Annotated in this window: 14 protein-coding genes; 9 read left to right on the top strand and 5 right to left on the bottom strand. The window is 68.9% G+C overall.

All coding sequences use genetic code 11. The annotated features are described in order from the left end of the window. The first annotated feature begins 5 nt into the window (after window positions 1-5). Both recA and recX read left to right on the top strand, forming a co-directional pair. Complete coding sequence (gene recA / locus AT701_RS13700; protein WP_003894107.1) at window positions 6-1055, top strand: recombinase RecA; 1050 nt, start codon at window positions 6-8, stop codon at window positions 1053-1055. Continuing rightward, window positions 1024-1590: a recombination regulator RecX gene (recX, locus tag AT701_RS13705; RefSeq protein WP_003894108.1), complete on the top strand. Its 567-nt coding sequence runs from the start codon at window positions 1024-1026 to the stop codon at window positions 1588-1590. Before recA ends, recX begins: the two co-directional genes overlap by 32 nt. A gap of 57 nt (window positions 1591-1647) precedes the next feature. Here the strand turns inward: recX and AT701_RS13710 are convergent, their stop codons facing one another. From AT701_RS13710 to AT701_RS13725, 4 genes are read right to left on the bottom strand one after another with little or no spacing between them, the layout of a single operon-like run. Beyond that, window positions 1648-2547, bottom strand: coding sequence for an amino acid ABC transporter permease (locus AT701_RS13710; RefSeq protein ID WP_011728545.1), 900 nt, complete (start codon window positions 2545-2547; stop codon window positions 1648-1650). Beyond that, on the bottom strand, window positions 2544-3224 hold the full coding sequence (locus AT701_RS13715) for an amino acid ABC transporter permease (protein WP_058126021.1): 681 nt from the start codon (window positions 3222-3224) through the stop codon (window positions 2544-2546). The genes AT701_RS13710 and AT701_RS13715 overlap by 4 nt, the downstream gene beginning before the upstream one ends. A gap of 18 nt (window positions 3225-3242) precedes the next feature. After that, window positions 3243-4064 carry a glutamate ABC transporter substrate-binding protein gene (locus AT701_RS13720; RefSeq protein ID WP_003894111.1) on the bottom strand — a complete coding sequence of 274 codons (822 nt, stop codon included), beginning with the start codon at window positions 4062-4064 and terminating at the stop codon, window positions 3243-3245. A gap of 25 nt (window positions 4065-4089) precedes the next feature. Further along, complete coding sequence (locus AT701_RS13725) at window positions 4090-4818, bottom strand: amino acid ABC transporter ATP-binding protein (protein WP_003894112.1); 729 nt, start codon at window positions 4816-4818, stop codon at window positions 4090-4092. Window positions 4819-4979: 161 nt separating this feature from the next. Between AT701_RS13725 and miaB the strand changes: the two genes are divergently transcribed. Together miaB and AT701_RS13735 are read left to right on the top strand one after the other, a co-directional pair. After that, the gene (miaB, locus tag AT701_RS13730; protein WP_058126022.1) at window positions 4980-6518 is read left to right on the top strand and encodes a tRNA (N6-isopentenyl adenosine(37)-C2)-methylthiotransferase MiaB; all 1539 of its coding nucleotides are present in this window, start codon (window positions 4980-4982) and stop codon (window positions 6516-6518) included. Beyond that, complete coding sequence (locus AT701_RS13735) at window positions 6506-7141, top strand: Rv2732c family membrane protein (RefSeq protein WP_174519589.1); 636 nt, start codon at window positions 6506-6508, stop codon at window positions 7139-7141. The genes miaB and AT701_RS13735 overlap by 13 nt, the downstream gene beginning before the upstream one ends. An 18-nt stretch (window positions 7142-7159) precedes the next feature. On the opposite strand, the gene AT701_RS13740 is transcribed toward AT701_RS13735, so the two are convergent. Beyond that, complete coding sequence (locus tag AT701_RS13740) at window positions 7160-8488, bottom strand: DUF349 domain-containing protein (protein WP_058126023.1); 1329 nt, start codon at window positions 8486-8488, stop codon at window positions 7160-7162. Between the two features lie 162 nt (window positions 8489-8650). On the opposite strand from AT701_RS13740, the gene AT701_RS13745 reads away from it, so the two are divergent. From AT701_RS13745 to hflX, 5 genes are read left to right on the top strand one after another with little or no spacing between them, the layout of a single operon-like run. Further along, complete coding sequence (locus AT701_RS13745; protein ID WP_011728549.1) at window positions 8651-9538, top strand: DMT family transporter; 888 nt, start codon at window positions 8651-8653, stop codon at window positions 9536-9538. A 9-nt stretch (window positions 9539-9547) separates the two neighbouring features. Next, a complete protein-coding gene (locus AT701_RS13750) occupies window positions 9548-10234 on the top strand; it encodes a class III extradiol ring-cleavage dioxygenase family protein (RefSeq protein WP_058126024.1) in 687 nt (228 codons plus the stop codon). Next, window positions 10231-11139 (top strand): tRNA (adenosine(37)-N6)-dimethylallyltransferase MiaA, encoded by a 909-nt coding sequence (miaA, locus tag AT701_RS13755; protein ID WP_058126025.1) that lies wholly within the window; start codon window positions 10231-10233, stop codon window positions 11137-11139. Before AT701_RS13750 ends, miaA begins: the two co-directional genes overlap by 4 nt. 4 nt (window positions 11140-11143) lie before the next feature. Continuing rightward, window positions 11144-12019 (top strand): diaminopimelate epimerase, encoded by an 876-nt coding sequence (gene dapF / locus AT701_RS13760; protein ID WP_058126026.1) that lies wholly within the window; start codon window positions 11144-11146, stop codon window positions 12017-12019. Window positions 12020-12064: 45 nt separating this feature from the next. Continuing rightward, the gene (hflX, locus tag AT701_RS13765; protein ID WP_003894120.1) at window positions 12065-13477 is read left to right on the top strand and encodes a GTPase HflX; all 1413 of its coding nucleotides are present in this window, start codon (window positions 12065-12067) and stop codon (window positions 13475-13477) included. Window positions 13478-13495: the final 18 nt, after the last annotated feature.

Genomic DNA, 13495 nt, shown 5'->3' on the forward strand with positions numbered 1-13495 from the left:
CCACCATGGCGCAGCAGGCCCCAGATCGCGAAAAGGCCCTCGAACTGGCGATGGCCCAGATCGACAAGAATTTCGGCAAAGGCTCGGTGATGCGCCTCGGCGAAGAGGTGCGCCAGCCGATCTCGGTGATCCCCACCGGTTCCATCTCACTGGATGTGGCGCTCGGCATCGGCGGCCTGCCGCGGGGCCGCGTCATCGAGATCTACGGCCCGGAGTCCTCGGGTAAGACCACCGTGGCCCTGCATGCCGTCGCCAACGCGCAGGCCGCGGGCGGTATCGCGGCGTTCATCGACGCCGAGCACGCGCTGGATCCCGAGTACGCCAAAAAGCTGGGTGTGGACACCGACTCGCTGCTGGTGTCGCAGCCCGACACCGGTGAGCAGGCGCTGGAGATCGCCGACATGCTGGTGCGGTCCGGCGCGCTGGACATCATCGTCATCGACTCGGTCGCCGCCCTGGTGCCGCGCGCCGAGATCGAGGGCGAGATGGGTGACAGCCACGTCGGCCTGCAGGCCCGCCTGATGAGCCAGGCGCTGCGCAAGATGACCGGCGCGTTGAACAACTCGGGGACCACCGCGATCTTCATCAACCAGCTCCGCGAGAAGATCGGTGTGATGTTCGGCTCGCCCGAGACCACCACGGGCGGTAAGGCACTGAAGTTCTACGCCTCGGTCCGCCTCGACGTGCGCCGTATCGAGACGCTCAAGGACGGCACCGACGCGGTCGGTAACCGCACCCGCGTCAAGGTCGTCAAGAACAAGGTCTCCCCGCCGTTCAAGCAGGCCGAGTTCGACATCCTCTACGGCCAGGGCATCAGCCGCGAGGGTTCGCTCATCGACATGGGCGTCGAGCACGGCTTCATCCGCAAGTCCGGGTCCTGGTTCACCTACGAGGGTGAGCAGCTGGGCCAGGGCAAGGAGAACGCCCGCAAGTTCCTGCTGGAGAACACCGACGTCGCCAACGAGATCGAGAAGAAGATCAAAGAGAAGCTCGGTATCGGCGCCGTCGTGACCGCTGAAGCCGATGACGTCCTCCCGGCCCCGGTTGACTTCTGAGCCGTCGGACGTCCCCGACGGCGAGCAGGCGCAGGATCCTCGCACCCGTGAGGAGCAGGCCAAGAACGTCTGCCTGCGCCTGCTCACCGTGCGGGCACGTACCCGGGCCGAGCTCGAAACCCAGCTGACCAAGCGCGGCTATCCCGACGACGTCAGCGCCAGGGTTCTCGACCGGCTCACCGAGGTCGGCCTGATCGACGATGAGGACTTCGCCGAGCAGTGGGTGCGTTCACGCCACCTCAACGCCGGAAAAGGCAAGCGCGCCTTGGCTGTCGAGCTCCGTAAGAAGGGCGTGGACGACGAGGTGATCTCGTCGGCTCTGGCCGATCTCGACCCGGCCGCCGAGCGTCAACGGGCCGAGCAGTTGGTGCGCGACAAGTTGCGCCGCGAACGTCTCGACGGCACACCGGAAAACGACGTCAAGGTCACCCGCAGGCTCGTGGGCATGCTGGCGCGCCGCGGATACAACCAGTCGATGGCCTACGACGTGGTCAGCGTCGAGTTGGCCAACGAGCGGGAGCGCCGGCGGGTCTAGCGGTCGTGAGTCGGCTCCGGCACCGTCGTGACCGGGGACCACCGGGGCGGCGATCCGTTACTTGTCGGCCTGCCCGGTGAGCACATCGGCACCCGGCGCGCCCTCCTGTTCGACCGCTTCTGCGTGCATGGGTGCGGGGCCGCGGGTGGATCTGCGCAGCCTGCGTTCGATGCGTGTCGCCAGGGCCGACAGCGCGAAGTTCACGCTGATCATCAGGACCGCGATCACGATCAGTGCCGGCAGGTAGTTGCCGTAGGACGAACCGATGACGGTGCCTTGCCGCACCATCTCGACGAACGTGATCTGGTAGCCGATCGCGGTGTCCTTGAGCACCACCACCAACTGCGATACCAGCACGGGCAGCATCGCGGTGATGGCCTGCGGCAGCTGGATCATCCGCATGGTCTGCCACCACGACAAGCCGAGCGATGCGGCCGCCTCGGATTGCCCGCGGGGCAGGGAATGCACACCGGCGCGGACGATTTCGGCGATGACCGAACCGTTGTAGAGCGTGAGCCCGGTGATGACGCCGGCCAGCGCGAGGTGCTTGGACGGGAACACGTCGTACGCCGCGTAGAAGAAGTACGCGAAGATCATCATGATCAGCACCGGGACGGCGCGGAAGAACTCCACGATGACCGTGCACACCCAGCGGATCGGCCGGATCGGCGCCAACCGGCCGACCCCGAGCGCCAGCCCCAGGGCCAGCGCCAGCACGATCGACACCGCGGCCGCGGTCAGCGTGCCCTGCACGCCCGGCAACACGTAGGTCTTCCACAGGTTCGCGGTGAGGAACGGTTCCCACTTCTCCGACGTCAACTGGTTCTTGGTCCACAGTTGCCACAGCACGAACGCGACCACCAGTGTGCCGATCACCGCCGACACCGCGGTCAGGATCCCGTTGCGTACCCGCGCGCGCGGTCCGGGCGCGTCGAACAGAACCGATGCTCCGGTCACCGCGCCACCGCCAGTCTCTTCCCCAGCCAGCCGAACAACAGGCCCACCGGAAGCGTCAGGAGGATGAAGCCCAGCGCCATGATGGTGCCGACCGTCAGCAGCGCGGCGGTGTTCTCGATCATCGCCTTCATGAGCAGGGCGGCCTCGGCGACACCGATGGCCGAGGCGATCGTGGTGTTCTTGATCAGCGCGATCAACACCGACCCGAGCGGGATGATCACGGCGCGAAAAGCCTGCGGCAGCAGGATGTATCGCAGGTTCTGCCCGAACGTGAAACCGAGTGAGCGGGCCGCCTCGGCCTGACCCAGCGGCACGGTGTTCACACCCGACCGGATCGTCTCACACACGAAAGACGCGGTGTAGACGGTCAATCCGAGCACGGCGAGCCGGAAGTTGCTGTCGGCGATCGACGTGGGGGAGTTGGGGTCGACCAGCGTGATCCGCAGGGTCTGGCCGACGCCGAACGAGCAGAACAGGATGATGAGCGTCAGCGGGGTGTTGCGGACCACGTTGACATACGCCGTCCCCATCCAGTTCATCACCGGGATCGGTGCCAGCCGCATCGCGGCCAGCACCGTGCCCAGGATGAGCGCCCCAACCGCGGAGTACACCGTCAGTTGGATGGTTGTCCAGAACGCCGCGAAGATCTCGTCGCGGTACTCGTCGAATATTTCCACGGTTGAGGCGGCGTCCGATCAGTCGCGGTCGACGGCGGGAGGCTGCGGTGCCTGGATGCCTGCCGGTCCGAGGTTCTTGTCGAAGGCCTCTTTCCAGGCGCCGCTGGATTCCATCTTCTCGATCGCGTCGTTGATCTTGTTGCGCAGCTCGGTGTCGTCCTTCTTCAGGCCGATGCCGTAGCGCTCCTCGGAGAACGTGTCACCGACGAGCTTGAAGGTGCCTGGGGACTGTGCGGCGTAACCGGCGAGGATCACCTCGTCGGTGGTCAACGCGTCGACCGCGCCGTTCTTGAGCGCCTCGACGCACGCCGAGTAGGTGTCGTACTGCTGCAACTGCACGCCCGGGTACTCATCCTTGATCCGCTGGGCCGGCGTGGAACCCGACACCGAGCACAGCTTCTTGTTGTTCTCCAGCGACGCGGCGCCGGTGATGTCGTTGTTGTCGGCGCGCACCAGGAGGCTCTGCCCCGTGATCAGGTACGGCCCGGCGAAGTCGACCTTCTCCTTGCGGGAGTCGGTGATCGAGTAGGTGGCGGCGATGAAGTCGACCTGACCGTTCTGGATCAGCGTCTCCCGCTGCGCCGACGGGGCCTCCTTCCACTCGATCTGGTCCTCGCTGTAGCCCAGCTCGTTGGCCACGTACTTGGCGACGTCGACGTCGAACCCGGTGAGCGTGCCGTCGGGCTGCTTCAGACCGAGACCCGGCTGGTCGTACTTGGTTCCGATGACGATCGTGTCGCTGTCGCCGCCGCTGTCGCCACCACCGCATGCCGTCGCCGCGAACGGCAGGGCGATGGCGAGTGCGACAGCACCGGCGACGCGTTTGGGAATGGACCGCATTGTTCTGATTCCTTTCACCGGAACGTTAGTGATGCAGGATTTTGCCGAGAAAATCTTTGGCACGTTCGCTTTTCGGGTTGTCGAAGAACTCGGCAGGTGAGGAGTCCTCGACGATGGCGCCGTCGGACATGAACACCACGCGGTCCGACGCCCGGCGCGCGAAACCCATCTCGTGGGTGACCACGACCATGGTCATGCCCTCCGATGCCAGCGACGACATCACGGCGAGGACCTCGTTGATCATCTCCGGGTCGAGCGCGCTGGTGGGCTCGTCGAACAGCATGACCTTGGGGTTCATCGCCAGCGAGCGGGCGATCGCGACGCGCTGCTGCTGACCACCTGACAACTGGGCGGGGTACTTGTCGGCCTGGTTGGCCACCCCGACGCGTTCGAGGAGGGCGAGCGCGTTCTCCCTGGCCTTGTCCTTGGCGAACCTGCGGACCTTCATCGGCGCGAGGGTGACGTTCTCCAGGATTGTCTTGTGCGCGAACAGGTTGAACGACTGGAACACCATGCCCACATCCGAACGCAGCTGTGCGAGCCTGCGCCCCTCGGCGGGCAGGACCTTCCCGTCGACCATGATCGTGCCGGAATCGATGGTCTCGAGGCGATTGATCGTGCGGCACAACGTCGATTTGCCCGAGCCCGAGGGGCCGAGCACCACCACGACCTGACCCTTGCCGACGTCGAGGTTGATGTCCTTGAGCACATGGAGTTGCCCGAAGTGCTTGTTTACTCCCTGAAGTGAGATCATCGGCACATCTGATTGCGCCGCACCGTCGACCTGCGGCTGCTCGCCGGGGCTTCCCATGGGTGGAGACCTTACCCAGGGATCGGCCGGTCTGCCTGCATCTTGTGAATCCGCCGGGTTAACGTCCCGCGTGCGTACGTCCGTACCATGGGTCCGTGACTTCGATGGTGACCAGGGACGAGACAGCCGAGGCCGAGGGCCTGCGACCCGCTGTCGGCTCGTCGCGCGTTCGCACCTATCAGGTCCGCACGTACGGCTGTCAGATGAATGTGCACGACTCCGAGCGGCTGTCGGGGCTGCTGGAATCCGCCGGCTACCAGCGTGCGGCCGAAGGTACCGACGCCGACATCGTGGTGTTCAACACGTGCGCGGTACGTGAGAACGCCGACAACAAGCTGTACGGGAACCTGAGTCATCTCGCACCGCGCAAGCAGGCCGATCCGAACATGCAGATCGCCGTGGGCGGATGCCTCGCGCAGAAAGACCGTGACGCGGTGCTGCGCCGCGCCCCCTGGGTGGACGTCGTCTTCGGCACCCACAACATCGGGTCGCTGCCGACGCTGCTCGAGCGGGCCCGGCACAACCGCGAGGCCCAGGTCGAGATCGTCGAGGCGCTGCAGGAGTTCCCGTCGGCGCTGCCTGCCTCCCGTGAATCCGCTTACGCGGCATGGGTTTCCATCTCGGTCGGCTGCAACAACACCTGCACGTTCTGCATCGTGCCGTCGTTGCGTGGCAAGGAGGTCGACCGTCGGCCGGGCGACATCCTCGCCGAGGTGCAGTCACTCGTGGACCAGGGCGTGCTCGAGATCACGCTGCTCGGCCAGAACGTCAACGCCTACGGGGTCTCGTTTGCCGACCCGGAACTGCCCCGCGACCGCGGCGCGTTTGCCAAGCTGCTGCGGGCGTGCGGTGGCATCGACGGTCTCGAACGTGTCCGCTTCACTTCGCCGCACCCGGCCGAGTTCACCGACGACGTGATCGAGGCCATGGCGGCCACCCCCAATGTGTGCCCCACGCTGCACATGCCGCTGCAGTCGGGTTCCGACCGCATCCTCAAGGCCATGCGGCGCTCCTACCGCGCCGAGCGCTTCCTCGGGATCATCGACAAGGTGCGCGCGGCCATCCCGCACGCGGCCATCACCACCGATCTCATCGTCGGTTTCCCCGGCGAGACCGAAGAGGACTTCCAGGCCACGCTCGATGTCGTCGAGCGGGCGAGGTTCGCCGGCGCGTTCACGTTCCAGTACTCGAAGCGTCCGGGAACCCCCGCCGCCGACATGCCCGATCAGTTGCCCAAAGACGTTGTCAGCGAGCGTTATCAGCGCCTGATCGCGTTGCAGGAGCGCATCTCGCTGGAGCAGAACTCCGCGCAGATCGGCCAGACCGTCGAACTTCTCGTCGCCACCGGCGAGGGCCGCAAGGACGCGAGCACCGCGCGCATGTCCGGGCGGGCCCGCGACGGGCGCCTGGTGCATTTTCTGCCCGGGGACAACGTGATCCGGCCGGGTGACGTCGTGACCACCACCGTCACCGGGGCGGCGCCGCACCACCTGATCGCCGACGCCCCGATCATCGAACACCGCCGCACCCGCGCGGGCGACGCGCACGCGGCAGGCCAGAAACCCCGCACCGGTGTGGGTCTCGGCATGCCGCGCATCGGCGCGCCCGCGCCGAGTACGGCGGCAGAAGGGTGTGGCTGTTGAACGCCAAGAACCACGACAAGGACTTCGAGCAGTTCAAGGGCGATCTCGACGCCGTCGAACGCAAGGTCGCAGGCGAGTTCGATCCCGGTGCGCGTGCACTGGTGGTCGCGATCCTGGTGTTCGTGCTGCTGGGTTCGTTCCTGCTGCCGCACACCGGCAGCAGCAAGGGTTTCGACGTGCTGGTCGGCAATGCCATCGCGGTCGGCGACGGTGTGTCACTGCCGTCGCGGGTGTTCACCTGGCTGGCGCTGGTGTTCTCGGTCGGCTTCTCCGTGCTGGCGCTGCTGACCCGCCGGTGGGCGCTGGCCTGGGTGGCCCTGGCCGGCTCGGCGGTCGCCAGTGCGCTCGGCATGCTCGCGGTGTGGTCGCGCCAGACCGCGGGGGACAACCCGGGCCCGGGATACGGCCTGATCATCGCCTGGCTGACGGTGATCGTGCTCACGTTCCACTGGGCGCGGGTGGTGTGGTCGCGCACCGCGGTTCAACTCGCCGCCGAGGCGCGGCGCCGCGACGCGGCCGCGCAGCACCAGCAGAACGGACTGCTCGACGGACTCGACAAACCCGACAAGACCGGTGAGAAGGACGACGGCCCCGGCAAGGACGAGCCGGGGGCCGGTCACTAGCCCCCGGGGCCCGTCACCTCAGCGGCGCTTCTCCAGCGATTCTGCCGCGGCCTCGGCCCACTGCCGCCACTGTGCGGCGCTGGCACGCGCCTCCTCGGCATCCTTGGTCCGCCCCGCGGCCTCGGCCTTCTCGGCCTGCCGTTCGAACTGCTCGGCGCGGGCACGGAACTGATCGGCACGCGCCTTGGCCTCGGGATCGACACCACCCGTGGGTGCCTCCCGGATCTTCTTCTCGATCGCGCGCAGGCGGCGTTCGAGTTCGGCGGCGCGTTCGCGCGGCACCTTGCCGATGGCGTCCCACTTGTCGCCGATCACGCGCAGCGCGGCCCGCGCGGCCTCGTTGTCCGACAGGTCGATCTTCTCGGCCTCGGCCAGCAGGGCCTCCTTGGCCGCGGCGTTCGCCTTGAACTCGGCATCACGCTCGGCATGGGCGGCGTTGCGCGCCGAGAAGAACGTGTCCTGGGCGGCCTTGAAGCGCTGCCACAGTGCGTCGTCGACGTCCTTGGCGGCGCGCCCCGCGGCTTTCCACTCGGCAAGCAGGTCGCGGAACGCCGCGCTCGTGGCGCCCCAGTCGGTCGAATCGGCCAGTGCCTCGGCACGCTCGCACAGTGCCTCCTTGGCCTGGCGGGCGCTCACTCGGCTGCGGTCGAGCTCGGCGAAATGCGAACCGCGGCGACGGTTGAACGTCTCGCGGGCCGCCGAGTAGCGCTTCCACAACGCGTCGTCGGTTTTTCGCTCCAGCCCGGTGATGGTGCGCCACTCGTCGAGGATCTCGCGCAGGCGGTCGCCCGCGGCCTTCCACTGCGTGGAGTTGGCGGCGATGTCCTCGGCCTCGGCGGCCAGCGCCTCTTTGCGCGCGGTCTGCGCGGCGCGGTACTCGTCGCGCTGCGCGCGCTCGTTCTGGGCGGCCTCGTCGGCCTGCTCCAGGATCGAGGACAGACGCGCGCTCAATGCGTCGACGTCGCCGAGCACAGATGCGGTGGGCAGGCTCTCGGCGAGCGCGGCCGCGGCGGACTTGATCTTGCGGGCGTCGCCGGTACCGGTGGCCAGGCGCCGCTCCAGCAGCGCGACCTCGGTGTGCAGATCGTCGTAACGCCTGCCGAAGTGCGCGAACGCCGACTCGGTGTCACCGGCCTGCCATGCGCCGATGACCCGTTCGCCGGATCCGGTGATCAGCCACACCGTGCCGTCCGGGTCGACGCGCCCGAACCGGTGCGGATCACTGGACGGCGCTGCCGCGACGACCGGAGCCACCCGACTGGGACGGGGAACGGGCCGGGGTGTTGGGTGGGGCGTGGGCCGGGGGGTGGGCTTGGGGGTGGCGCCGCCTGGCTCACTGGTTGTCATATCCGCTCCTCGTACTCCGCGCGGTGGCCCGCGCATCTGCCGCGCGACGCGGCGCCCGATTGCTGTCAGCTTCGACCGCTATTCAAGCAGGTCGTGCTGCGCTGTGCCCATGGCTTTAGGCTCAATGCCCCCACAAACTCGAATGACGGACCTGGAGGCGGGATGAATCGGGCGGACATCGCGGCCCTGCTCGCGCTCGGAGCGGCCCTGTGTATCGCCATCGGCGACGTCATCCACCAGCGGTCCGCCCACGACGTCACCGACGATTCCGTGAGCCACCTCGGCCTGTTCAAGCGGCTGTTGCGCGACGGCCGGTGGTGGCTGGGCAGCGGTGTCGCGGCGGCCGGCTTCGCCCTGCAGGCGGCCGCGCTCGGGCTCGGATCGGTGTTGCTGGTGCAGGCCCTGCTGGTCACCTCGCTGCTGTTCGCCCTGCCCATCAACGCTCGGTTGACCCGTCGTCGCGTGACCCGTTGGGAGTGGATGTGGGCCGCGCTGCTGGCCGGGGCGGTCGCGGTCATCGTGACCGTCGGCAACCCGACCGCCGGGCATGCGCGTGCGCCGTGGGAGGCCTGGACCCTGGTGCTGGCCGTGCTGGGACCTGCCGTGGCGGTCTGCCTCGTGGGAGCGCGGATCTTCACCGGCGCGCGCAGCGCGGTGCTGCTTGCGTTGGTCTCCGGGGCCCTGTGGGGCGTGTTCGCGGTGCTCACCAAGGGTGTGGTGAACCATCTGCTGGTCCACAGCTGGGGCGGGGTGTTCACGCTGCTGCGCGTGCCCGAGCTGTACGTCTGGATCCTGGTGGCGATCGCGGGCACGGTGGTGCAGCAGTCGTCGTTTCGCGCCGGGGCGCTGACTGCATCGTTGCCGACCATGACGGTCACCGAACCGGTCGTGGCCTCGGTACTGGGCATCGTGGTGCTCGGCGAGACCCTGCGCCCGGGTGACGCGGGCTGGGTCACGCTCGTCGCGGCCATCGCCGTCATGGTGGCCGCGACCGTGGCGCTGGCGCGCGGTGAGGCCGCCGAAGAACCGGCAACCGTGCCCGCACACTAATTTGGTCACGTGCTCAGCGCCATCGCGATCGTCCCCGCCGCACCCCTGCTGGTGCCCGAACTCATGGGTGCCGCGGCCGCCGAGATGGCGCCGTTGCGCGACGCGGCACTCGCGGCGGCCGCCGAGTTGCCCGCGCGCTGGGTGTCCGTCGGGACCGGCGCGGCCGACGCGACCTTCGGGCCGGACCAGTGCGGGACGTTCGCCGGATACGGCGCCGACGTCCCGGTGACGCTGGGACCTGTGACGAACATCACCCCGGTCGAGCTGCCGCTGAGCGCCCTCGTCGCGGGCTGGTTGCGGGGCCGGGTCGCCCCGCAGGCAGTGGTGGACGCCCGGGTGTACGCCGCAGCGACGCCCGCCGGAGATGCCGTGGAGATCGGCCGCGGGCTGCGCACCGAGATCGACGCGACCGCCGAACCGGTCGGCGTCCTCGTCGTCGCCGACGGCGCGCACACCCTTTCACCGTCCGCGCCGGGCGGTTACCGGCCGGAGTCGGTGGCCGCGCAGCACGCGCTCGACGAGGCCCTGGCCTCGGGGGACGCTTCGGCGCTCGCGTCGTTGCCGGACGTGAGCGTGGGCCGGGTGGCGCACGAGGTGCTCGCGGGTCTGGCCGGGGCCGCGCCGCGCACCGCCCGCGAGCTGTACCGCGGGGCGCCGTACGGCGTCGGGTATTTCGTGGGTGTGTGGTTGCCGTGAACCGTCCTCTGGCCGTCATCGGGCCGACCGGCACCGGCAAGTCCGCGCTCGCGCTGGAGTTCGCCGAACGCGTCGGCGGTGAGATCGTCAACGCCGACGCGATGCAGCAGTACCGCGGCATGGACATCGGCACCGCCAAGCTGACGGTCGAGGAGCGCCGCGGGATCCCGCACCATCAACTCGACGTGCTCGACGTCGTCGAGACCGCGACCGTGGCGCGTTATCAGCAGGCCGCGGCCGCCGACATCGAGACGATCGCCGCGCGCGGGGCGACTCCGGTCATCGTCGGCGGATCGATGCTCTACATCCAGTCGCTGCTCGACGAGTGGTCGTTCCCCGCCACCGATCCCGCGGTGCGTGCGAAGTACGAGGCGCGCCTGGCCGAGATCGGCGTCGCCGCGCTGCACGCCGAACTGGCCCGTGTCGACCCCGCGGCCGCGGCGTCGATCCTGCCGACCGACGGCAGGCGCATCGTGCGCGCCCTGGAGGTCGTCGAGCTCACCGGCGAGCCCTTCGCGGCGTCGGCCCCCACCATCGGCGCACCGCGCTGGGACACCGCGATCATCGGATTAGATTGGGACACAGCGGTTCTCGACGAACGTCTGGCGCAGCGAACCGACAAGATGTTCGCCGACGGGCTGGTGCGCGAGGTGGTCGACCTGCTGGAGCGCGGACTGCGTGACGGCGTCACGGCCGCGCGGGCGCTGGGATACGCGCAGGTGCTCGCCGATCTCGACGCCGGCGGCGACGGATCCGGCGCGCGTGAGCCCACGTTCATCGGCACCCGCCGGTACGTGCGCCGCCAGCGGTCGTGGTTCCGCCGCGACCATCGCGTGGTGTGGCTCGACGGCGCGTCCGAAGGGCTGGTGGACGACGCGCTGCGGGTGTGGCGAGCCGTATCCTGAACGGGTGATCTTCGCCAAAGGGCACGGCACCGAGAACGATTTCGTGGTGCTGCCCGACCTCGACGCAGCGCTGTCGCTGACCCCGTCCGCGGTGGCCGCGCTGTGCGACCGCCGCCGCGGTCTCGGCGCCGACGGCGTGCTGCGGGTGACCCGGGCCGGTGCGGCCCGGGCGGCGGGAGTGTTCGACCGGCTGCCCGACGGGGTGGCCGCCGGTGACTGGTACATGGACTACCGCAACGCCGACGGTTCGATCGCCCAGATGTGCGGCAACGGCGTGCGGGTGTTCGCGCACTACCTGCGGGCCTCGGGTCTGGAGAGCGGCGACGAGTTCGTCGTCGGCTCGTTGGCCGGTCCGCGGCCCGTCGTCCTGCACGGATTCGACCCGGCACGCGCGACGACGGCCGAGGTCACCGTCGAGATGGGCAAGGCCAACCAGTTCGGCGCAGGAAGCGCCGTGGTGGGCGGCCGCAGCTTCGACGGCCTGGCCGTCGACGTCGGCAACCCGCACCTGGCGTGCGTCGGGATCAGCGCCGACGACCTTGCGGCCCTCGACGTCGCCGCGCCGGTGTCGTTCGATCCTGCGTTGTTCCCCGACGGCGTCAACGTCGAGGTGCTCACGGCCCCGGTCGACGGCGCGGTGTCCATGCGCGTGCACGAACGCGGCGTCGGGGAAACTCGGTCATGCGGCACCGGAACGGTTGCGGCGACCGTGGCCGCGCTCGCCCACGACGGCGCCGACACCGGGACCCTGCGCGTGCGCATCCCCGGCGGCGAGGTGACGGTCACGGTCACCGAATCCACCAGCTACCTGCGCGGACCCTCTGTGCTCGTGGCCCGCGGCGAACTCGATCCACACTGGTGGCACGCTGTTGCCGGCTAATTGGGGTGCGCGATACCCGTCGGCCGTGCCAACCTGGAAGTACATATGACCTATCCAGAGAATTCCGTCGCGCCCAGCACCGGTGAGCTGGCCCTCGAAGATCGCGCCTCACTGCGCCGTGTCGCCGGGCTGTCCACCGAACTCGCCGACGTCAGCGAAGTCGAATACCGCCAGCTGCGGCTGGAGCGCGTCGTGTTGGTCGGGGTGTGGACCGAAGGGTCCGCGGCCGACGCCGAGGCGAGCCTGGCCGAGTTGGCCGCGCTCGCCGAGACCGCGGGCTCCGAGGTGCTCGAAGGCCTCATCCAGCGGCGCGACAAACCCGACCCCTCCACTTACATCGGCTCGGGCAAGGCCGCCGAGCTGCGCGAGGTGGTCCTCGCCACCGGCGCCGACACCGTGATCTGCGACGGCGAGCTCTCACCGGCACAGCTCAACGCGCTGGAGAAGGCCGTCAAGGTCAAGGTGATCGACCGCACGGCGCTGATCCTCGACATCTTCGCCCAGCACGCCACCAGCCGTGAGGGCAAGGCCCAGGTATCACTGGCCCAGATGGAGTACATGCTGCCGCGGCTGCGCGGCTGGGGCGAATCGATGTCCCGGCAGGCAGGCGGACGCGCGGGCGGCGCGGGCGGCGGCGTGGGCACCCGCGGTCCGGGCGAGACCAAGATCGAGACCGACCGTCGCCGCATCCGTGAGCGGATGGCCAAGCTGCGCCGCGAGATCCGCGACATGAAGAAGATCCGCGACACCCAGCGCGGCAGCAGGCGACGCAGCGAGATCCCGTCGGTCGCGATCGTCGGCTACACCAACGCAGGCAAGTCCAGCCTGCTCAACGCGCTCACCGGAGCGGGCGTGCTGGTCGAGAACGCGTTGTTCGCGACGCTCGAACCCACCACGCGCCGTGGTGAATTCGAAGACGGCAGACCGTTCGTGCTGACCGACACCGTCGGGTTCGTGCGGCACCTGCCCACACAGTTGGTCGAGGCCTTCCGGTCCACGCTGGAGGAAGTGGTCGACGCCGATCTGCTGATCCACGTGGTCGACGGATCCGACGTCAACCCGCTGGCGCAGATCAACGCGGTCCGCACGGTGATCAACGAGGTCGTCGCCGAGTACGACATCGCTCCGCCGCCGGAACTGCTGGTGGTCAACAAGATCGACGCGGCCACCGGGGTGGGGCTCGCGCAGCTGCGACGCGCGCTGCCCGACGCGGTGTTCGTCTCGGCGCGCACCGGCGACGGTCTCGACAAGCTGCGCTCGCGCATGGGGGAGTTGGTGGAATCCACCGATGCCACCGTCGACGTGACCATTCCCTACGACCGCGGTGACCTCGTCGCGCGCGTGCACACCGACGGTCATGTGGACGCGACCGAGCACACCGACGCAGGTACCCGCATCAAGGCGCGTGTGCCGGCACCGCTCGCCGCGACGTTGCGCGAGTACGCCACGTTCGCCTGACAGACGTGCCCGTCAGGA

It is taken from the genome of Mycolicibacterium smegmatis, from assembly GCF_001457595.1.
GTDB classification, from domain to species: domain Bacteria; phylum Actinomycetota; class Actinomycetes; order Mycobacteriales; family Mycobacteriaceae; genus Mycobacterium; species Mycobacterium smegmatis.

Bases quoted from the DNA above. Each gene is read 5' to 3' on its own strand.
- recX (WP_003894108.1), top strand. From the start codon at position 1,024: ATGACGTCCTCCCGGCCCCGGTTGACTTCTGAGCCGTCGGACGTCCCC.
- miaB (WP_058126022.1), top strand. From the start codon at position 4,980: ATGGTGACCAGGGACGAGACAGCCGAGGCCGAGGGCCTGCGACCCGCT.
- recA (WP_003894107.1), top strand. From the start codon at position 6: ATGGCGCAGCAGGCCCCAGATCGCGAAAAGGCCCTCGAACTGGCGATG.
- AT701_RS13745 (WP_011728549.1), top strand. From the start codon at position 8,651: ATGAATCGGGCGGACATCGCGGCCCTGCTCGCGCTCGGAGCGGCCCTG.
- AT701_RS13740 (WP_058126023.1), bottom strand. From the start codon at position 8,488: ATGACAACCAGTGAGCCAGGCGGCGCCACCCCCAAGCCCACCCCCCGG.
- AT701_RS13725 (WP_003894112.1), bottom strand. From the start codon at position 4,818: ATGATCTCACTTCAGGGAGTAAACAAGCACTTCGGGCAACTCCATGTG.
- hflX (WP_003894120.1), top strand. From the start codon at position 12,065: ATGACCTATCCAGAGAATTCCGTCGCGCCCAGCACCGGTGAGCTGGCC.
- AT701_RS13720 (WP_003894111.1), bottom strand. From the start codon at position 4,064: ATGCGGTCCATTCCCAAACGCGTCGCCGGTGCTGTCGCACTCGCCATC.